18 protein-coding genes are annotated in these 19,725 nt (G+C 57.8%); 15 read left to right on the top strand and 3 right to left on the bottom strand.

The genetic code is table 11. The annotated features are described in order from the left end of the window. Positions 1-211: 211 nt before the first annotated feature. Both lpcA and ACLEIV_RS14855 read left to right on the top strand, forming a co-directional pair. A complete protein-coding gene (lpcA, locus tag ACLEIV_RS14860) occupies positions 212-793 on the top strand; it encodes a D-sedoheptulose 7-phosphate isomerase (RefSeq protein ID WP_410457415.1) in 582 nt (193 codons plus the stop codon). 5 nt (positions 794-798) lie between these two features. Further along, positions 799-1,578, top strand: a complete 780-nt coding sequence (locus ACLEIV_RS14855; protein ID WP_410457414.1) for a class II glutamine amidotransferase — start codon at positions 799-801, stop codon at positions 1,576-1,578. Between the two features lie 365 nt (positions 1,579-1,943). Here the strand turns inward: ACLEIV_RS14855 and purN are convergent, their stop codons facing one another. Together purN and purM are read right to left on the bottom strand one after the other, a co-directional pair. Next, the gene (gene purN / locus ACLEIV_RS14850; RefSeq protein ID WP_410457413.1) at positions 1,944-2,582 is read right to left on the bottom strand and encodes a phosphoribosylglycinamide formyltransferase; all 639 of its coding nucleotides are present in this window, start codon (positions 2,580-2,582) and stop codon (positions 1,944-1,946) included. Beyond that, positions 2,579-3,616 (bottom strand): phosphoribosylformylglycinamidine cyclo-ligase, encoded by a 1,038-nt coding sequence (purM, locus tag ACLEIV_RS14845; protein ID WP_410457412.1) that lies wholly within the window; start codon positions 3,614-3,616, stop codon positions 2,579-2,581. The genes purN and purM overlap by 4 nt, the downstream gene beginning before the upstream one ends. 408 nt (positions 3,617-4,024) lie before the next feature. On the opposite strand from purM, the gene upp reads away from it, so the two are divergent. From upp to hda, 4 genes are all read left to right on the top strand, one after another. Then, the gene (upp, locus tag ACLEIV_RS14840; RefSeq protein WP_410457411.1) at positions 4,025-4,651 is read left to right on the top strand and encodes a uracil phosphoribosyltransferase; all 627 of its coding nucleotides are present in this window, start codon (positions 4,025-4,027) and stop codon (positions 4,649-4,651) included. 52 nt (positions 4,652-4,703) lie between these two features. Next, positions 4,704-5,972, top strand: a complete 1,269-nt coding sequence (locus ACLEIV_RS14835; protein ID WP_410457410.1) for a uracil-xanthine permease family protein — start codon at positions 4,704-4,706, stop codon at positions 5,970-5,972. Positions 5,973-6,035: 63 nt separating this feature from the next. Continuing rightward, positions 6,036-7,022, top strand: coding sequence for a DUF2066 domain-containing protein (locus tag ACLEIV_RS14830; RefSeq protein WP_410457409.1), 987 nt, complete (start codon positions 6,036-6,038; stop codon positions 7,020-7,022). Continuing rightward, complete coding sequence (gene hda, locus ACLEIV_RS14825; RefSeq protein WP_410457408.1) at positions 7,015-7,737, top strand: DnaA inactivator Hda; 723 nt, start codon at positions 7,015-7,017, stop codon at positions 7,735-7,737. Before ACLEIV_RS14830 ends, hda begins: the two co-directional genes overlap by 8 nt. Positions 7,738-8,060: 323 nt before the next feature. Here the strand turns inward: hda and map are convergent, their stop codons facing one another. Then, on the bottom strand, positions 8,061-8,852 hold the full coding sequence (gene map / locus ACLEIV_RS14820) for a type I methionyl aminopeptidase (protein ID WP_410457407.1): 792 nt from the start codon (positions 8,850-8,852) through the stop codon (positions 8,061-8,063). A gap of 355 nt (positions 8,853-9,207) precedes the next feature. Here map and rpsB point away from each other — a divergent pair, with 355 nt between their 5' ends. From rpsB to bamA, 9 genes are all read left to right on the top strand, one after another. Further along, the gene (gene rpsB / locus ACLEIV_RS14815; RefSeq protein WP_204794426.1) at positions 9,208-9,933 is read left to right on the top strand and encodes a 30S ribosomal protein S2; all 726 of its coding nucleotides are present in this window, start codon (positions 9,208-9,210) and stop codon (positions 9,931-9,933) included. A gap of 107 nt (positions 9,934-10,040) precedes the next feature. Then, positions 10,041-10,919: a translation elongation factor Ts gene (gene tsf, locus ACLEIV_RS14810; protein ID WP_410457406.1), complete on the top strand. Its 879-nt coding sequence runs from the start codon at positions 10,041-10,043 to the stop codon at positions 10,917-10,919. Positions 10,920-10,991: 72 nt separating this feature from the next. Then, positions 10,992-11,720: a UMP kinase gene (gene pyrH, locus ACLEIV_RS14805; protein WP_204794428.1), complete on the top strand. Its 729-nt coding sequence runs from the start codon at positions 10,992-10,994 to the stop codon at positions 11,718-11,720. 131 nt (positions 11,721-11,851) lie between these two features. Further along, positions 11,852-12,409 carry a ribosome recycling factor gene (frr, locus tag ACLEIV_RS14800; RefSeq protein ID WP_410457405.1) on the top strand — a complete coding sequence of 186 codons (558 nt, stop codon included), beginning with the start codon at positions 11,852-11,854 and terminating at the stop codon, positions 12,407-12,409. A 93-nt stretch (positions 12,410-12,502) separates the two neighbouring features. Further along, positions 12,503-13,261: a polyprenyl diphosphate synthase gene (uppS, locus tag ACLEIV_RS14795; protein ID WP_410457456.1), complete on the top strand. Its 759-nt coding sequence runs from the start codon at positions 12,503-12,505 to the stop codon at positions 13,259-13,261. Between the two features lie 320 nt (positions 13,262-13,581). After that, positions 13,582-14,430, top strand: a complete 849-nt coding sequence (locus ACLEIV_RS14790) for a phosphatidate cytidylyltransferase (RefSeq protein ID WP_410457404.1) — start codon at positions 13,582-13,584, stop codon at positions 14,428-14,430. 205 nt (positions 14,431-14,635) lie between these two features. Continuing rightward, the gene (ispC, locus tag ACLEIV_RS14785) at positions 14,636-15,826 is read left to right on the top strand and encodes a 1-deoxy-D-xylulose-5-phosphate reductoisomerase (RefSeq protein WP_410457403.1); all 1,191 of its coding nucleotides are present in this window, start codon (positions 14,636-14,638) and stop codon (positions 15,824-15,826) included. Beyond that, positions 15,826-17,175, top strand: coding sequence for a sigma E protease regulator RseP (gene rseP, locus ACLEIV_RS14780; RefSeq protein WP_410457455.1), 1,350 nt, complete (start codon positions 15,826-15,828; stop codon positions 17,173-17,175). Before ispC ends, rseP begins: the two co-directional genes overlap by 1 nt. A gap of 128 nt (positions 17,176-17,303) precedes the next feature. Then, positions 17,304-19,685 carry an outer membrane protein assembly factor BamA gene (gene bamA / locus ACLEIV_RS14775; protein ID WP_410457402.1) on the top strand — a complete coding sequence of 794 codons (2,382 nt, stop codon included), beginning with the start codon at positions 17,304-17,306 and terminating at the stop codon, positions 19,683-19,685. Positions 19,686-19,725: the final 40 nt, after the last annotated feature.

Here is a 19,725-nt window from a genome sequence, read left to right as displayed (position 1 = left end):
GTGTATGTAGTGAGGTCTGACCTCTTGGGTGCTCCTAGTTGTAATTCATACAAATGTTTAAATCAAGCTGCGCCGAGGTTAAAAAACAGTAGTATTCGGCCCGGTCCCGTCAACCATGCAGGGCCGACAGGCGCTGACGGACGGCGCCTGGCTTCCCGCCGCTGGTGACTTGTGCCAAAATGCCCTTTTACCGTGAGTGAGAGGCAATTTCATGTATCAGGATTTGATCCGTAGCGAACTGACCGACGCCGCCGAGGTGCTGCATCGTTTCCTGGCCGATGATGCCAACATTCAGGCCATCGAAAGCGCTGCGAAATTGCTGGCCGACCGTTTCAAGGCCGGTGGCAAGGTGTTGTCCTGCGGTAACGGCGGCTCTCACTGCGATGCCATGCACTTTGCCGAAGAGCTGACCGGCCGCTATCGGGAAAATCGCCCCGGCTACCCGGCTATCGCCATTTCCGATCCCAGCCATCTGTCCTGTGTGGCCAACGACTTCGGCTTCGAATACGTGTTCTCCCGCTACCTGGAAGCGGTAGGGCGGGAAGGTGATGTGCTGTTCGGTCTTTCAACCAGCGGTAATTCCGGCAATATTCTCAGGGCCATCGAAGCGGCCAAGGCCAAAGGCATCAAGGTGATAGCCCTGACCGGCAAGGACGGCGGCAAGATGGCCGGGCTGGCGGACGTGGAAATCCGAGTGCCTCACTTCGGCTATGCGGACAGGATTCAGGAAGTGCATATCAAGATCATTCATATCCTGATCCAGCTGGTCGAAAAAGAAATGGAGCACGAGTAAGCGATATGTGTGAATTGCTAGGGATGAGTGCCAACGTACCCACCGATATCTGCTTTAGCTTTACCGGCCTGATGCAACGAGGTGGCCGCACCGGCCCCCACAAGGATGGCTGGGGCATAGTGTTTTACGAGGGCAAGGGGCTGCGTACCTTCAAGGATCCGCAGCCGTCCAGCCAGTCTCGCATCGCCAAGCTGGTGCAGGAATATCCGATCAAGAGCTGCTCTGTGGTCAGTCATATCCGGCAGGCTAACCGGGGCGGTATCGCGCTGGAAAATACCCATCCCTTTACCCGGGAGCTGTGGGGCCGTTACTGGACCTTTGCCCACAACGGTCAGCTGAGTGGCTACAATCACCTGAAAACCGGGCGGCATAATCCGGTGGGTGAAACCGACAGCGAGCTGGCGTTCTGCTGGATCCTGGATGCCATGGAGCGGAGCTACCCGACCGGGCCGGATGACATGGCCGCCATGTTCCGTTATGTGGCCGGCTTGTGCGATCAGCTGCGCGCTCTGGGAGTGTTCAACATGCTGCTCACCGACGGCGAGTATCTGATGACCTATTGCAGCAACAATCTGCACTGGATCACCCGCCGTGCGCCCTTCGGCCCGGCCCGATTGATCGACGAAGAAGTGGAAATCGATTTTCAGAAGGAAACCACTCCCAACGACATCGTGACCGTGATTGCCACTCAGCCGCTGACCAACAACGAGCAGTGGCACAAGATGCAACCGGGTGAATTCAACCTCTTCCTGCTGGGCGAACGGATCGCGGCTACCGAGCTGTGAGCATGTGCGAGTCAAAGAGGCTACAGGGCTACCTCCCCCGACACGCATCAAGTACGTCCATGTAACGCTCGGCACATGACATCCCTGTCATGTGACGGTCGGCTGAGGTAATCCCTGTTGCCTCTTCTGGAACACCGAGTTCTCTGCAGATTGCGCCAACAGGCGACGCCGGAGCATCAAGGAGGACAAAGGGATCTACTTCACCGATCTTCTGTTTCAGGGATGAAACAGAGAGCCCCCACGGATGGGCTCATGGCGTGTCGGTGGAGCAGGCTCTTTGTCCGAACCGAACACTCCGTCGTATTCACACAACAAAAAGCGCGCTTGTGTCACCACAAGCGCGCTTTTTCAGTAGCTGAAGAGTATCAGTCTCCGGCGTGTCCCTGAGCCGGCAGCAGGGCGCCGTCCAGAAAGGCGTTATCTTGCTGCATGATCAGGCGGCCTTCGCAGAACCAGCGTACCACCAGCGGATAAATCGCGTGCTCCTGCACCTGCACCCGCTCGGCAACGGTGGCTTCGTCGTCACCGGCAAAGATGGGTACTCTTGCCTGCAGCACCAGGGGGCCGCCGTCCAGCTCTTCGGTGACGAAGTGCACGCTGCAGCCATGCTCCGAATCACCGGCCTCCATGGCTCTTTGGTGCGTATGCAACCCCTGGTAGCGGGGCAGCAGTGACGGGTGTATGTTGAGCATGCGACCTGCGTAGTGACGCACAAAGCCGGGGGTGAGGATGCGCATAAAGCCAGCCAGCACCACCAGATGGGGTTGATAGCCGTCGATAAGTTGCATCAGCGCCGTATCGAAGCTGTCCCGGTCGGCGTAGTCTTTGTTGGACAGCACAGCGGTAGCGACGCCCGCCATGCGGGCACGCTCCAGCCCATAGGCCTCTGCCTTGTTGCTGACGACCGCGACCACGTCGCCGCCGAGCTGGCCGGCGGCGGCCTGATCCAGCAGCGCCTGCAGGTTACTGCCATTGCCGGAGATCAGGACGACGATACGGGTCATTTTATTTCGACCTGCTCTTCGCCGTCGGCGGCGTTATCGATGTGACCGATAACCCAGGCCTGCTCGCCGGCGTCCTGCATGAACTTGACTGCCGCCTCGGCCTGCTCGGTCGGCAGGGCGATGACCATGCCGACGCCGCAGTTAAAGGTGCGATACATTTCGAAGGTTTCCACGCCACCGGCCTGCTGCAACCAGCTGAATACCTGCGGCCACTGCCAGCTGGCGCCGTCGATAACGGCCTTGGCACCCTGAGGCAGCACACGGGGAATGTTTTCCCAGAAGCCGCCGCCGGTAATGTGGCTCAGGGCATGGATGTCGAACTGCTTGATCAGTTCCAGCACCGGCTTCACGTAGATGCGGGTCGGGGCCATCAGGGCATCGGCCAGGGTGGCGTCACCCAGTGGCTGTTGCAGATCGGCCTTGCTGACTTCCAGGATTTTGCGAACCAGAGAGTAGCCGTTGGAGTGGGGGCCGCTGGAGCCCAGAGCGATCAGCGCATCACCGGCGGCGACTTTGGTGCCGTCGATAATTCCGCTTTTTTCTACTACACCAACACAAAAACCTGCAAGGTCGTAGTCGCCTGCTTCGTACATGCCGGGCATTTCGGCGGTTTCACCGCCAATCAGGGCACAGCCGCTCAGCTCGCAGCCGGCGCCGATACCGGTCACTACATCGGCGGCGGTGTCTACGTCCAGCTTGCCGGTGGCGTAGTAGTCGAGGAAGAACAGCGGCTCGGCGCCCTGAACAATCAGATCATTCACGCACATGGCGACCAGATCGATGCCCACGCCCTGATGACGCTTGAGATCGATGGCCAGGCGCAATTTGGTGCCAACGCCATCGGTGCCGGCAACCAGTACCGGCTCCTTGTAGCCGGTAGGCAGCTGGCACAGGGCACCGAAGCCCCCGAGTCCACCCATGACTTCCGGGCGTTGAGTGCGACGGCTGACGCCTTTGATGCGTTCAACCAGGGCGTTACCGGCATCGATATCTACACCGGCATCTTTATAGCTCAGGGGTTTTTTCTGCGTCACGAGTGGTTACCTTGTCATTTTATTTAGGAGCGGGGTTAGTACCTGTTGGCACTCTTGCCGGCTGTTAGTCACTGTTTCGGCCGCTATTCTAATTTAATGCGCGAGGCAGTGCCACCGGCGTCGGCCCGTCAGGCCATGTTCTTGAAGCGAATGCTTTTCAATCGAAGCTGAAACCTGCGGCGGAGCGGCCAGCAGATGATTCGGCCTGCCTGATATCAGGGATAATACGGCGGAGCCGACAGGCGCCGGTTTTTACAGTAGAGACCCGAGCAAGGCTACACAGGAAGAAGGTGGCATCCTTTGCTAAAATTTACCCTGAACGTCTGCCGTCGGGCGCTATTTTATGCTAAAGTCCCGCGGTTTTTTTGTGCATGTGCATACAGTTTAGTGCGTCGGGAGAGTAAGTTGATGAAAGTCGTTGAGGTTAAGCACCCTTTGGTGAAACACAAGCTGGGTCTGATGCGGGAAGCCGACATCAGTACCAAACGCTTTCGTGAACTGGCAAAAGAAGTCGGCAGCCTGCTGACCTATGAGGCCACTGCCGATTTTGAAACCGAAAAAACCACCATCAATGGCTGGAACGGCCCGACCGAGGTGGATCAGCTCAAGGGCAAAAAAGTCACAGTAGTGCCGATTCTGCGTGCCGGTCTGGGTATGATGGACGGGGTACTGGAGCATATGCCGAGTGCGCGGGTCAGCGTGGTCGGGGTGTATCGTGACGAAGAAACTCTGCAGCCGGTGCACTATTTCAACAAGCTGGTCAGTAATATCGACGAGCGGATGGCACTGATTGTCGATCCCATGCTGGCCACCGGTGGCTCCATGATCGCCACTATCGATCTGTTGAAAGAAAAAGGCTGTCAGCACTTCAAGGTGATCGTACTGGTCGCGGCGCCGGAAGGACTCAAGGCGCTGGAACAGGCTCATCCGGATGTAGAGCTGTATTGTGCCTCCGTCGACGAGCGGCTCGACGAACACGGTTATATCATTCCCGGCCTCGGTGATGCCGGCGACAAGATTTTTGGTACCAAGTAAGTCAAAACCGGCGCAAGCCGGTTTTTTTCCGTTCGTACAAGGTAAATAAAAGATGAGTTCAGCAAATCAACCCGATGCTCTGGCCCACAGCCAGAGTGCGACCAATACCCCCTTGCGTCAGGCTCTGGCCGGATCCCAGATGTTGTTTGTGGCCTTTGGCGCCCTGGTACTGATGCCGCTGATCACCGGGTTGGATCCTAATGTGGCCTTGTTTACGGCCGGCTTCGGCACCCTGATTTTTCAACTGTGTACCAAGCGTCAGGTACCTATTTTTCTGGCATCTTCCTTCGCCTTTATTGCGCCTATTCTGTACGGCGTACAAACCTGGGGCATTCCCGCCGCCATGAGCGGCCTGATGGCGGCCGGGGTCATGTACGTGTTGCTCAGTCAGCTCGTGCGCTGGCGCGGTACCGGGTTGCTGACCCGGCTGCTGCCGCCGGTGGTGGTAGGGCCCGTGATCATGGTCATTGGCCTGGGCCTGGCACCGATGGCGGTGAACATGGCGATCGGCAAGACCGGTGACGGTGCGGCGGAGATGATGCCGCACAATATAGCGCTATGGCTGTCGTTGTCGGCCCTGGTCACTACCTTGCTGGTGTCCACGGTGGCGAAAGGGGTATTTCGTCTGGTGCCCATTACCGCCGGCATCGCCGTGGGCTACGGCCTGGCGCTGTGGTTCGGGGTCGTAGACTTTACCCCGGTACGCGAGGCGGCCTGGTTCTCTCTGCCGCATTTTGTCGCCCCCGAGTGGAACTGGCACGCTGTGCTGTTCATGCTGCCGGTGGCGATAGCGCCGGCCATCGAGCATATCGGTGACGTATTGGCCATCAGCTCGGTCACCGGCAAGGACTACATCAAGAAACCGGGTCTGCACCGTACCCTGCTGGGCGACGGCCTGGCTACCGTCGGTGCTTCGCTGTTTGGCGGACCACCCAATACCACCTATTCCGAAGTGACCGGTGCCGTGATGCTAACCAAGAACTTCAACCCGGTGATCATGACCTGGGCGGCGGGCTTTGCCATCGTGTTGGCTTTTGTCGGTAAATTCGGCGCCCTGATGCTGAGTATTCCGACGCCGGTGATGGGTGGCATCATGATACTGCTGTTCGGCTCTATCGCCACAGTGGGCCTGAACAGCCTGATCAAACATCAGGTGGACCTGTCTCATGCGCGCAACCTGTGCATAGTGGCGGTGATCCTGATCTTTGGTATCGGCGGCATGGCCTTTGGTATCGGCGGCTTCAGCCTGCAGGGCATCAGTCTGTGTGGCATCGTCGGCATTCTGCTCAACCTGGTATTGCCCAGAGCGCAGCACCATTGAGTCTGGCCTGCATTGATGTCTGTGGTTATCATGCGCCTTCTGCTTTTTAAACGTGGCAACTTGATGTTGAAAAATCTGTTTCTGACGACGCTGCTGCTGTGCTCTGCCACCGTGTCTGCCGAGTCGGTGTTTGAGGTTAACCTGGATCCGGCACCTTACAGCCGGACTGAGGCGCGAGTGCAGGCGATGGAGCTGGTGCTGAATCGCCTGACCGGCGGTCGTGCGCAGGACTCCTGGGTACAGGATGAAGCCCGGCGTGACTTGTCGCGCTATTTGCAGTCCGAACCGACAGGCCCAGGTTATAACGCCGTGTTCAACGAAGAGGAGCTGTTGGCCTTGCTGAAAAGCGCCGAGCTGCCGTTTTCACTGACATCAAGGCCCACCGTGCTGGTCTGGTTATCGGAAGAGGGCCGTAGCCGCAACGAGGCCAGTCGCGTCTGGCGGCGTGCCTCTTCTGCCTATCAGATACCCTTGTTGTGGCCGCTGTGGGATCTGGAGGAGCACATGACGCTGGACACCCGCGACTTGTTTGATGCCAAGCCCCTGCGCGAGGCCAGTCGGCGTTATGGCGCCAACTACTGGCTTGCCGTCGAGCAGGACGCGACAGGCGGACGCTGGCAGCTGTTCGGCTCTGCTCAAGAACAGCCCCTGTTGCAAGGCCGGCTGGCCAGCGGCGCGGATACTGTGACCGGGCTGATGGCGCGTCTCAATCGTTACTGGGTCGAGAAAAATGAGCAACGGTCCGCACTGCGGCCAGATAATCCGATGCCGATACAGCCCTTGCTTGCCAAGGCGGATGCAAGCGGCGAGCTGACCATAGTAGTGTCCGGCCTGCATCGGTATGCCGACTCAGTGTTGCTGGAACGCAAGTTGCGCCAGCTTGACGGCGTGGGCGCTGTCTATGTTGTCGACAGCGCCGGATCTCAGGGACGTTATCGTCTGAGTGTGCCAGGCTCTCGTGCCGCCGTATTGCAGGCCTTGACCACCATCACCGGGCTTGCCGTGACTGGTGAGCGGGAATTCAGCTGGGCGGGGGGCCAACATGATTAACGGTGATGAAGAAGATAATCAGCCGGCTCAGCTGGCGCTGGCGGTGCAGCTGCCGGACGATGAAACTTTTGCCAGTTTTTATCCGGGTGATAACGCTCAGCTGATCACCGCGCTTAAAAATGCGGCCATAGGCCAGGGCGACGAGCTGCTGTATTTCTGGGGGCAGGAAGGCAGTGGACGTTCTCATCTGCTGCATGCGGCCTGTGCCGAGCTGGATGGTGAGGGTGAGACCGCCGCCTATATCTCTCTCGACAGCTATCAGAATATGTCGCCCCGACTGCTGGACGGTATGGAGTTGCTGGCGCTGGTGTGTCTGGATAACCTGGATGCCATTGCCGGTGTGGAAGAGTGGGAGCGGGCGGTGTTTAATTTCTTCAATCGCCGTCGCGAGCGGGCGTCGGGCTCACTGGTGATCAGTGCCGTCAACGCACCGCGCAACCTGGGATTGGGCTTGCCGGATCTGGCTTCGCGTCTCGACTGGGGGGTGGCTTATCAGTTGAAACCCCTGGATGACGAGGGCAAGCTCAGCGCCCTGCAGCTGAGAGCCGAGTTGCGCGGCTTCAAGTTGCCTACCGATGTCGGCCGTTTCCTGCTCAACCGGCTGTCCAGGGACATGAGCACTTTGCTCGCCGCCCTCGATCTGCTCGACAATGCTTCCTTTCAGGCCAAGCGCAAGCTCAGCATCCCCTTCGCCAAGGAAATACTGGGGTTGTAGCGGGCCGGCTTCCACATTTATTCTGTAGGCTCAATGCCTTGGTCAAAATGCCCCCCCACCCAGCCCTGTGACGGCAGCGAAAGAGCCTTAGCAACCATGAGTCGGCTCTCTTGCTAGCTAGTTTGGTGACTCCAATGATCGCCGATTATCATGGGTTATCTTACCTAATTCTTCACAACATCATGAATATTATGGAATCATTGTGGGGGGCATCAGGGTGAGAAGAGGCTTCTGCAGCGCCTCTCTCAGCCTCCCCCTGGTGAAAACCCGCAGTCATACCTGCATTCCTACAGCCAAGGGGAGGGGCAGTTCGGTGCAGCTGTTCAGCTTCCGGCTTTAATAACCTGCGGCAGGTTGTCGTCTTTGCGCAGGGTCAGTACTTCGCAACCGTCTTCGGTTACCAGCAGGGTGTGCTCGTATTGAGCCGACAGGCTGCGATCCTTGGTCACCACGGTCCAGCCGTCGCCCAGCATCTTGCTCTGGCGTTTGCCGGCGTTGATCATCGGCTCTATGGTCAGGCACATGCCCGCTTCCAAGACCTCACCGGTGCCCGGTTTGCCGTAATGCAGTACCTGCGGTTCTTCGTGGAATTCGGCGCCGATGCCGTGGCCGCAATATTCCCGTACTACCGAGTAGTTGTGGGCTTCGGCATGCTGCTGAATAGCGGCACCGATGTCGCCCAGCCGTACCCCGTGTTTGACCATCCTGATACCCAGCTCCATACATTCCTGGGTCACCCGGCACAGGCGCTCGGCCATGATGCTGGCCTTGCCGACCATGAACATCTTGGAGGTATCACCGTGGTAGCCATCCTTGATCACGGTAATATCGATATTGATGATGTCGCCTTCCTTGAGCTTCTTGTCCGCCGGAATTCCGTGGCAGATAACGTGGTTCACCGAGGTACAAATCGACTTGGGGAAACCGTGATAGTTCAGCGGCGCCGGAATCGCCTGCTGTTCGTTCACGATATAGTCATGGCAGATCTGGTTCAGTTGATCGGTGGTCACGCCGGCTTGCACGTGCGGCTCTATCATTTCCAGCACGTCGGCGGCCAGGCGACCGGCTACGCGCATTTTTTCTATCTCTTCCGGGGTTTTTATGACTATGCTCATCAATTTCGTCTCTGTGGGTGGGCGCCCGATTCAGGATTGCGTCGTCGCTCGCAGGGCTACTATCGGTATTGCCGATAAAAGGACAAAAAGTGTAACGCCAAGCGCGTCTGACTTCCACCAGTAGTCAAGCAGTAGCGAAGCCGCAGTCGAATAACGGCAACACTGGTGCAGGGGCCGGTTTTATGGTATAAAGCGCGCCGTGATAGTTGTATCTGCGGGTATGCCTGCAGATGTATCCGTCACACACATTCACCTTCTTAATACACACACACATCGGCACATGCTCCAGGGTGCCTTCGGGTCGGAGTCATGGGATGTGTGGAGGCCTAACCCAATACACTTATTTGAGGAAATCATGGCACAAGTATCTATGCGCGACATGCTGAAAGCCGGCGTTCACTTTGGTCACCAGACTCGTTACTGGAACCCCAAGATGAAGCCGTTCATTTTCGGCGCCAGCAACCGGGTTCACATCATCAACCTGGAAAAAACCGTTCCCATGTTCAACGACGCGTTGAACTACCTGGGCAACGTCGCTTCCAAGAAGGGTAAAATCCTGTTTGTTGGTACCAAGCGCGCAGCCTCTGAAGCCGTCAAAGAAGCCGCTACCAAGTGTGATCAGTTCTACGTCAACCATCGCTGGTTGGGTGGCATGCTGACCAACTGGAAAACCGTACGTCAATCCATCAGCCGCCTGAAAGAGCTGGAAAGCCAGGCTCAAGACGGTACCTTCGACAAGCTGACCAAGAAAGAGGCGCTGATGCGTACTCGCGAAATGGAAAAGCTGGAGAAGTCCCTGGGCGGTATCAAGGACATGGGCGGTCTGCCCGACGTATTGTTCGTAGTAGACGCTGACCACGAGCACATCGCTATCAAAGAAGCCAACAACCTGGGCATTCCGGTAGTATCGATTGTTGACACCAACTCTAACCCGGACAACATCGATTACATCATTCCCGGTAACGATGACGCCATCCGTGCCGTCCAGCTGTATCTGAATGCTGCTGCCGACGCCGTGATTGCTGCCCGTGCGCAAGACTTGGCCGTGCAAGCCGAAGACAACTACGTCGTAGAAGAGTAATAAAGACGAAGCCTAGGCTTCAGCCTTTATTAACCATACGAAAGTAATGGGTTAACAGGGGCCTTGTGCCCCTGTTTTCTTGTAGACCAAGATCGAGGAAATTAGACATGGCAACTATTACCGCCGCCCTGGTAAAAGAACTGCGTGAGCGCACTGGCGCTGGCATGATGGATTGTAAAAAAGCCCTGACCGAAGCCAATGGCGACATCGAACTGGCCATCGAAGAGATGCGCAAGTCCGGCCAGGCCAAAGCTGCCAAGAAAGCCGGCCGTATCGCCGCCGAAGGCATCATCCTGATGCGTCAGGCCGGCAACACCGCCGTGATGATCGAGCTGAACAGCGAAACCGACTTTGTAGCCAAAGACGCCGGTTTCCGCGCCTTCGGTGACAAGATTGTCGACATAGCGCTGGCAAACAAAATCAACGACCTGGACGCCCTGAAGGCGGCCGAGTATGAAAACGGCGAAAGCATCGAGCTGACCCTGACCAACCTGATCGCCAAAATCGGTGAAAACATGAGTCTGCGTCGTATCGTGCTGGTGGAAGGTGACAACCTGACCACTTACCTGCACGGCACCCGCATCGGCGTTATCGCCAACCTGAAAGGCGGTGACGAAGAAGTGGCCAAAGACGTGGCAATGCACGTTGCCGCTTCCAACCCGCAGTTCGTCAAGCCCGAAGACGTGTCTGACGACGTCGTGGCCAAAGAGCGTGAAATTCAGGTCGACATCGCCATCAACTCCGGCAAGCCGAAAGAAATCGCCGAGAAGATGGTTGAAGGTCGCATGAAGAAGTTCACCGGTGAGATCTCTCTGACCGGTCAGCCCTTCATCAAGGATCCTTCTATCTCTGTTGCCGATCGCCTCAAGCAGGCCGGCGCCGATGCCATCGGTTTCGTCCGTTATGAAGTGGGTGAAGGTATCGAGAAGAAAGAAGAAGATTTCGCTGCCGAAGTTCAGGCGCAGATCGCTGCTTCCAAGGGTTAATTCCCGCCGTTGTTAGTGCTATCCAGACCGCGACATCCGTCGCGGTCTTTCTATGACCAGGAATAGAAAAGCATGAGTACCAATCCTAAACCCGCATACAGACGCATTCTTCTTAAACTGAGCGGCGAAGCGCTGCAAGGGGAAGAAGGCTTTGGTATTGATCCCGCCGTACTCGAACGTATGGCTCAGGAAATCAAAGAACTGGTTGAACTGGGTGTTCAGGTCGGCCTGGTGATCGGCGGCGGCAACCTGTTTCGTGGTGCGGGCCTGGCCCAGGCGGGAATGAACCGCGTGGTGGGCGACCACATGGGTATGTTGGCCACCGTGATGAACGGGCTGGCCATGCGCGATGCCCTGCACCGTGCTTATGTGAATGCCCGTCTGATGTCTGCTATCACCCTGGAAGGTGTGTGCGACCCCTATAACTGGGCCGATGCCATCAGCTTGTTGCGCAAGGGCCGGGTGGTGATATTCTCTGCCGGTACCGGCAACCCTTTTTTCACCACCGATTCTGCCGCCTGTTTGCGTGGCATTGAAATTGAAGCCGACGTAGTATTAAAGGCGACCAAGGTGGACGGTGTCTACAGTGAAGATCCGATGAAAAACCCGGATGCCGAGCTGTATAGTCAACTGGATTATGACGATGTACTGGATCGTGAACTCAAGGTGATGGATCTGGCCGCCTTTACCCTGGCCCGGGATCATAACCTGCCGGTCCGGGTATTCAACATGAACAAGCCGGGTGCGTTGCGCCGCGCCGTGATGGGGGAAACCGAAGGCACCCTCATCAGCCGGAAATAATAGTTTTGAGCGCCGAGCGCTAAGCATCAGGCGCCGAGAAAAACATAAGGTGTCATCCTGACGAACGTCAGGATCTTGCTTTCAGCCTGGGCACTCGGCGCTTTCAGCTTTAATAAAAAAGGATAAAAACCGTGATTAACGAGATTAAGAACGACGCCAATACGCGGATGGAAAAGAGCCTTGAGTCGCTTAAGGTCCAGATGAACAAGGTTCGTACCGGCCGGGCTCACCCCAGCCTGCTGGACACCATCTATGTGGATTACTACGGTGCAGCCACTCCGCTGAAGCAGGTGGGTAACATTACCACCGAAGACTCCCGTACCCTGGCGGTTACCGTATTCGACCGCACCATGATCAAGGCCGTGGAAAAAGCCATCATGAGCTCTGATCTGGGCCTGAATCCTTCCAGCACCGGCACCATGATCCGTATTCCACTGCCGTCCCTGACCGAAGAGCGTCGTAAAGACCTGATCAAGGTTGTACGTCACGAAGCCGAGCAGGGCCGGGTGGCCATTCGCAACATCCGTCGCGATGCCAACGGGGACTTCAAGGCTCTGTTGAAAGACAAGGAAATCTCCGAAGACGACGACCGTCGTGCCCAGGACGACATCCAGAAACTGACCGATCTCTACATCAAAAAGGTGGACGAAGCACTCGCCGCCAAAGAGAAAGAGTTAATGGAAATCTGATACTTACATCAGGTATAGTAGCCGACGCCGTGTAGCTGCCTGCACGGCGTTTGTCTTTGTGCAGGAGTGACTTCAATGCCAGCGAGCCAAACCATGGCAGCATTCGACGACCCATCTCAGCTACCCCGTCACGTCGCCATCATTATGGACGGCAACGGCCGCTGGGCCGAACAACGTGGAAAATTCCGGGTCAGCGGCCACAAGGCCGGTGTAAAATCGGTACGTGCGGCGGTCAGCTTTGCTCATCAGCTCAAGCTGGATGCCCTGACCCTGTTCGCCTTTTCCAGCGAAAACTGGCGGCGTCCCGAAGAGGAAGTCAGCGCCCTGATGAGCCTCTTTATTGCCGTGCTTGGTTCGGAAGTACGCAAGCTGCACCGCAACAACATTCGTTTGCGGGTGATCGGCGATCACCGTGGTTTCAGTGAGCATCTTCAGCGCAAAATTGCCGACGCCGAGGTGCTTACCGCCGCCAATACCGGATTGACCCTCAATATTGCCGCCAACTACGGTGGCCACTGGGACATCACCCAGGCCTGCCGTCGCGCGGCCGAGCAGGTGGTGGCCGGTAATATCACCCCCGCCGACATTACAGAGCATCATCTGGGAAACCTGATGACCATGGCCGATCTGGCGCAGGTCGACCTGCTGATCCGCACCGGCGGCGAGCAGCGTATCAGCAACTTTTTATTGTGGCAGCTGGCTTACGCCGAGCTGTATTTTACTTCCGTACTCTGGCCCGACTTTGACGAAGCCGCCTTCAGCGAGGCCATTGCCACCTTTGTGGGACGAGAGCGGCGCTTCGGCTGCACCGGCGCACAAATTCGTGCTTTGGCCGGGCGTAATGAGGGATGAAGAGCTTGCCGACTCGTCATACCGGTACTGAATCAAGTCTCGGCATGACGGCCTCGGTATCTTGCTGCAGACAACATCAGATCCTGACGTTCGTCAGGATGACGTCTGATCAGATATATCATCGCATTGGTATAAGGTGAGAAAGAGCATTATGCATGAGGCCAATTGAAGTCGACCTCATGCACAAATAATAAAGACGTGAGAGATGAGGCGTAGGGTCGGCTTTATTAGACCGACGTTGGTCAGGTGCCAGGTTCGCTGGTCGATTGAAATCGACCCTAGGCATCTCATCCCTCACTTCAAATAAGAGAGGATATTTCTTGTTAAAGCTTAGAATCATCACGGCCCTGTGCCTGATCCCCTTGGTGTTGGCCGCCATTTTTCTGTTGCCGCTGCCGTTTTTTTCGCTTTTTGCCGGTGGGGTCTTTTTGCTGGCCGGCCGTGAGTGGGGGCGTTTTATCGACCCCCGCAAGGCCAATGTGGTGATGGTCTCCCTGGCTCTGGTGCTGATTGGCCTGATGGCTATGGTACCCATAGAGCGGGTCTGGAGCCCGGATTTGAATGATACCGTCTCTCTGGTGCTCTATGCCGGCGCCTTCTGGTGGCTGATATCGCTGGCACTGGTACTGGTTTATCCGCGCAGCGCCGCTGTCTGGCAGGGGCAATTGTGGCTGAAGACGCTGTTTGCGCTGTTCAGCCTGATCCCCTTTTTCTGGGCGCTGCTGGCGCTGCGCAGCTACGAATATGAGCAGAACCCCTTCTTCGGCGCCTGGTTGTTGCTGTTTGTCATGTCGCTGGTATGGGTGGCGGACTCCGGTGCCTATTTCGTCGGCAAAGCCTTCGGCAAGCGCAAACTATGCCCCCGGGTCAGCCCCGGCAAAACCATCGAAGGCATGCTCGGCGGCGTGATAACGGCGAGTATGCTGGCGCTGTTAGTTACCTGGGGCATGGATCTGCCGATTCAGGAAGGAATTGTGTTGCTGGTCGCCTCCGTAGTGGCGGTGTTCGCGTCTGTGCTGGGGGATTTGGTGGAGAGCATGTTCAAGCGGGAAGCGGGCCTCAAGGATTCCGGCAGTATTCTGCCGGGTCATGGTGGTGTCATGGACCGCATCGACAGCCTGACCGCCGCCCTGCCGGTGTTTATCGTCGTCGTCAGGTTGTTAAGCTGATGACTCGGATTGTTTATGTGCAGTCTCTTGTATCAAGGCTGGGAGTAAAGGCAGAAGCAGAAGACAAATGCAGACTCGCCGTAAACCCATCCCTGGGGGCTCGTCTGCGCCACCCCTGGCGCAGACGGTCTGCTTTTTGTCATTCTGCTTCTGCCTTGCAAACTTGGGTGCTGACTTCAGCCTCGTCATCAAAAGGAGAGGCTAAGTGGAATTGTTAACCATACTCGGGGCCACCGGCTCCATCGGTCAGAGCACCCTGTCGGTGGTGCGCCGGCATCCCGAGCGGTTTCGTGTTTTTGCGCTGACCGCCAACCGGCAGGTTGAGCGCATGCTGGCCGATTGCCTGGAGTTCACGCCCTGCTATGCGGTGATGGTCGATGAGACGGCGGCGCGGGAGCTGCGTCGGCAACTGGCGGAGCTGGGTGGTAAAACCCAGGTGCTGAGTGGCGCCGACGCCTTGTGCGAAGTGGCTGCCGAACCAGAAGTTACTACCGTGATGGCGGCCATCGTCGGTGCCGCCGGTTTGTTGTCTACCCTGGCGGCGGTGCAGGGCGGCAAGCGGGTCTTGCTGGCCAACAAGGAAGCGCTGGTCATGAGCGGCGAGCTCTTTATCGACATGGTGCACCGCAGTGGTGCCCGGTTGCTGCCGATCGACAGCGAGCACAACGCCATTTTTCAGTGCCTGCCCGCCGAGTTGCAGCAAAATCCGGGGCGGGGCAGTCTGGCGGAGGCGGGGGTCAGCAAGATACTGCTCACCGGATCCGGCGGCCCCTTCCGCTATACCCCGGTGGGTGAGCTGACCGGAGTGACGCCGGCCCAGGCGGTGGCGCATCCCAACTGGTCGATGGGACCGAAAATTTCGGTCGACTCCGCCACCATGATGAACAAGGGGCTGGAATACATAGAGGCGCGCTGGTTGTTCAATGCCACCGCCAGCCAACTGGAGGTGCTGGTACATCCCCAGTCGGTCATCCACTCCATGGTGCAGTACTCGGATGGATCGGTATTGGCCCAGCTCGGCCAGCCGGATATGATGACCCCCATTGCGCACGCGCTGGCGTATCCGGCGCGAATTGCGTCAGGCGTGGCGCCGCTGGACTTTTGCAAGCTGGGTGAACTGAGTTTTATGGCGCCGGACATGGCACGTTATCCCTGTCTGCGGTTGGCCATCGAAGCCTGTGCCAGCGGCCAGGGGGCGACCACGGCGCTGAATGCGGCCAATGAAGAGGCGGTAGCGGCTTTTCTGGCCGGCAAGCTGGGTTTTATGGCGATAGCCTCGGTCAACGAGGCGGTGATGCAACGGCTGGGCAGCACTCGGGCGACTAGCCTGGACGAGATCATCGCGCTGGATGGCGAGGCACGCCGTTGTGCCACCGCATTGATAAGGAAAACATGATGGGCGACATATTGTGGAATCTGGGCGCCTTTATTGTCGCCCTGGGCATTCTGGTAGCGGTACACGAATACGGCCACTTCTGGGTGGCGCGGCGCAACGGCGTCAAGGTGGAGCGTTTCTCCATCGGTTTCGGTAAGCCTATCTGGCGACGCATGGGGCGGGACGGCACCGAATACGTGTTGGCGATGATACCGCTCGGTGGCTACGTCAAGATGCTCGATGGCCGGGTAGACGAGGTGCCTGTCCATCTGCAGGAGCAGGCGTTCAACAACAAGTCGGTGTGGGCGCGTATGGCGATCGTGGTGGCTGGCCCCATGGCCAACTTTGCCTTTGCCATTTTCGCCTTCTGGCTGATGTTTCTGATTGGTGTGCCGGCGGTGAAGCCGGTGCTGAACGACGTCACCCTTGCCTCACCGGCGGCCGAAGGCGGGCTGGCACCGGGCATGGAAATTCTGGCCATCGACGGCAAGCCGGTGCGCACTTGGGAAGAGGTGAACTTTGCGCTGATCGGTCGTCTCGGTGATGATGAAACCCTGTTTGAGGTTGCAGACAGTAGCGGCCAGCGAAGCCAGGTCCGCATTCCGCTGGCCGAATGGCAGTTTGACCCGGATGAAACCTCGCCGATCACCGCCCTGGGATTGGTGCCGGTGGGGCCGGAACTCACCCTGACCGTGGCTCAGGTGGTCGATAATGGCCCTGCAGCCGTCGCGGGGGTGCAGCCTGGTGATACCCTGCTGGCGATAAACGGCGAGCCACTGGCTGACTGGCGGCAACTGGTCTCTCTGGTTCAGGCCTCCCCCGAGGTCCCGATGGAACTCGAGGTGACTCGAGCGGGTCAGAGCCTGAGCCTGACGCTGATCCCGGAGCGGCGCGAAAGTCGCGATCGGGTCATCGGTTATGCGGGCGTGGCCCCTCAGGTATTGCCGGTGGCAGAAGAGTATCGCTTCGAACACAGCTATGGCCCGCTGGCGGCCATCGGCGCCGGTGTCAGCCGGACCTGGGATCTGACGGTGCTGACGTTTCAGATGCTCGGCAAGCTGCTGACCGGTATCGTCTCGGTCGACAACCTGAGCGGCCCCATTTCCATCGCCAAGGGAGCGGGCATCAGTGCCGACTACGGGCTGGTTTATTTTCTCAGCTTCATGGCGCTGGTCAGTGTTAATTTAGGCATCATCAACCTGTTGCCGCTGCCGGTGCTCGACGGCGGTCATCTGCTGTTTTATGTGATAGAAGCGGTGACCGGACGACCGGTGCCGGAGAAAGTACAGGAAATCGGCTTCAAGATTGGCGCTGCGCTCTTGATGATGTTGATGGGACTGGCGCTGTTTAACGATTTTGCTCGCCTCTAGGGCGACCGACACAAGGATAAAGTCACACCATGTCTGCTAAAGAAAGGTCTGCTAAAGAAAGATCAGTGAAAGAGAAAAAAAGGGCAGTTCAAAATACGCTGGTCGCTTCCTGCCTGTTGGGTGCGAGCATGCTGGCCCATGCTCAGGGCGGCATGAGCTCTTTTGTGGTGCAGGACATTCAGGTCAAGGGTCTGCAGCGCGTCACCCTGGGGGCAACCCTGCTCAGCCTGCCGGTGCGGGTCGGTGAAGAAGTGGACGCCACTCGTCTGGCCGAGGCCATCAATAGCCTCTATGCCTCCGGCAACTTCGAAGACGTGCAGTTGCTGCGTGATAACGGCATCCTGGTAGTACAGGTGACCGAACGGCCGACCATTGCCGGCATCAGCTTCAGCGGTAACAAGGAAATCAAGGAAGAGCAGCTCACACAGAGCCTGGAAGGGGCAGGGGTGCGAGTTGGCGAACCCCTGGATCGCACTACCCTGAGCTCGCTCGAGCAGGGCCTGGAAGACTTTTACTACGGCGTGGGGAAATATTCGGCCCAGGTCAAGGCGGTACTGACGCCGCTGCCGCGTAACCGGGTCGATCTGAAATTCGAATTTGTGGAAGGCCCGGCGGCGGAGATCAAGCAGATCAACATCGTCGGTAACAAGGATTTCAGCGAAGAGCAATTGTTGAGTCAGCTGCAGTTGTCCGACAGCGTACCCTGGTGGAACTTCATGGCCGACCAGCGCTATCAGAAGCAGAAGCTGGCTGGCGATATCGAAACCCTGCGTTCCTACTACCGGGATCGGGGTTACCTCAAGGCCGAAGTGACTTCCACTCAGGTGTCCATGTCGCCGGACAAGGAAGGGGTCTATATCACCCTCAACGTATCCGAGGGCGAGCGTTATACGGTGTCTGGCGTGAGCCTGAAGGGCAACCTGATCGACCGGCAGTCCGAGCTGGAAGCGCTGGTGCCAATGCGCGCGGGAGATCTCTATTCCGCCGCCGATGTGGCGCACATGGAAGAGGTGCTGTCCAAGTTTCTCGGTCGTTTCGGCTATGCCTACCCCAAGGTTGCCACCTTCCCGCAAATAGATGAAACCAGCAAGAAAGTAGAGCTGGTGGTGAATATCGATCCCGGTACCCGGGTCTATGTGCGCCGTATCAACTTCGGCGGTAACGTCATCACCAAAGACGAGGTGCTGCGCCGTGAAATGCGGCAAATGGAAGGAGCCCGGCTGTCGAGCGAAGACGTGGAACAGTCCCGTACCCGCCTGAATCGCCTGGGTTACTTTGAAACCGTCGAGGTGGAAACCCGGCGCATCCCCGGTGAAGACGATCAGGTAGATCTGGACGTCAATGTCAAGGAGCAGCCGGCCGGCTCCATCAACTTCGGCATCGGTTTCGGTACCGACTCGGGTTTCAGCATCCAGGCGGGCTTGCAGCAGGATAATTTCCTCGGCACCGGCAACCGGGTGGGCATCAACTCCCAGATGAACGACTACTCCAAGGATGTGTCGCTGGAGTACACAGATCCCTATTTTACCGTCGACGGCGTCAGCCTGGGTGGCCGGATTTACTACCGTCAGTTCGAGGCCGATGACGCCAACCTGGCCGATTACGACAGCACCCTCTATGGCATTCGTGCATTGAGCGGCTTCCCGATCGATGAAGATAACAGACTGAGCTTCAGCGCCGGTTTCGAGCACAATACCCTGGGCAAGCCGAGCGACAGCTATGTGCAGTTGGACGACTTCTGGACCCTGCATGGCGAGAATGTGTCCTCGAACGACGAAATCAGTTTCAACACCTTCGACATTACCGCCGGCTGGACCCGCAATACCCTGAACCGGGGCTACTTCCCCACCGCGGGTAACCGCCAGAGTCTCTCGCTCAAGGTGGCGGTGCCGGGATCGGATCTGCAGTATTACAAGACCAGCTTCGACGATGCCCATTATTTTCCGCTCGATCGGGAGCATAACTGGGTGCTGACCGGCAAGTTCCGTGCCTCTTATGGTGATGGCTACGGTGATGCCACCAAGGGCAGCCAGGGTCTGCCCTTCTTCGAGAACTACTACGCCGGTGGCTTCAACACCCTGCGTGGCTTCAAGAGCAACTCGGTGGGCCCGCGGGCTGTGTATAACGATGGCACCGACTCGGATCCCAAATTCCGTGGTGACGACAGCACCATCGGTGGCAACGCCCTGGTGGCGGCTTCGGCCGAGTTGATAGTGCCCACGCCGTTCGCCGGTGAAGACCTGCAGCGCTCGCTGCGCACCAGCGTCTTTATGGACGTCGGTACCGTCTGGAACACCAACTTTTCGGCGGACTACGCGGCCAACTGTGTCAGCAACTGTGACCAGATTTACGACTTCGGCGATCCGTCCAACATCCGCGCCTCTGCCGGGGTCAGCATGCAGTGGTTGTCACCGCTCGGCCCGCTGGTGTTCTCGCTCGCCGCCCCGCTTAAGGAAGTGGAAGGCGATCGTACCGAAGTGTTCAACTTCAACATAGGCCGGACCTTCTAACACCCTGTGAGGTGTGAAGATTCACCTTGTATAACTGCCG

This window comes from Oceanisphaera submarina (assembly GCF_046521305.1).
Classification (GTDB): domain Bacteria; phylum Pseudomonadota; class Gammaproteobacteria; order Enterobacterales; family Aeromonadaceae; genus Oceanimonas; species Oceanimonas submarina.
The sequence above is the reverse complement of the archived record's forward strand: the minus strand, read 5'-3'. Positions and strand labels throughout refer to the sequence as shown.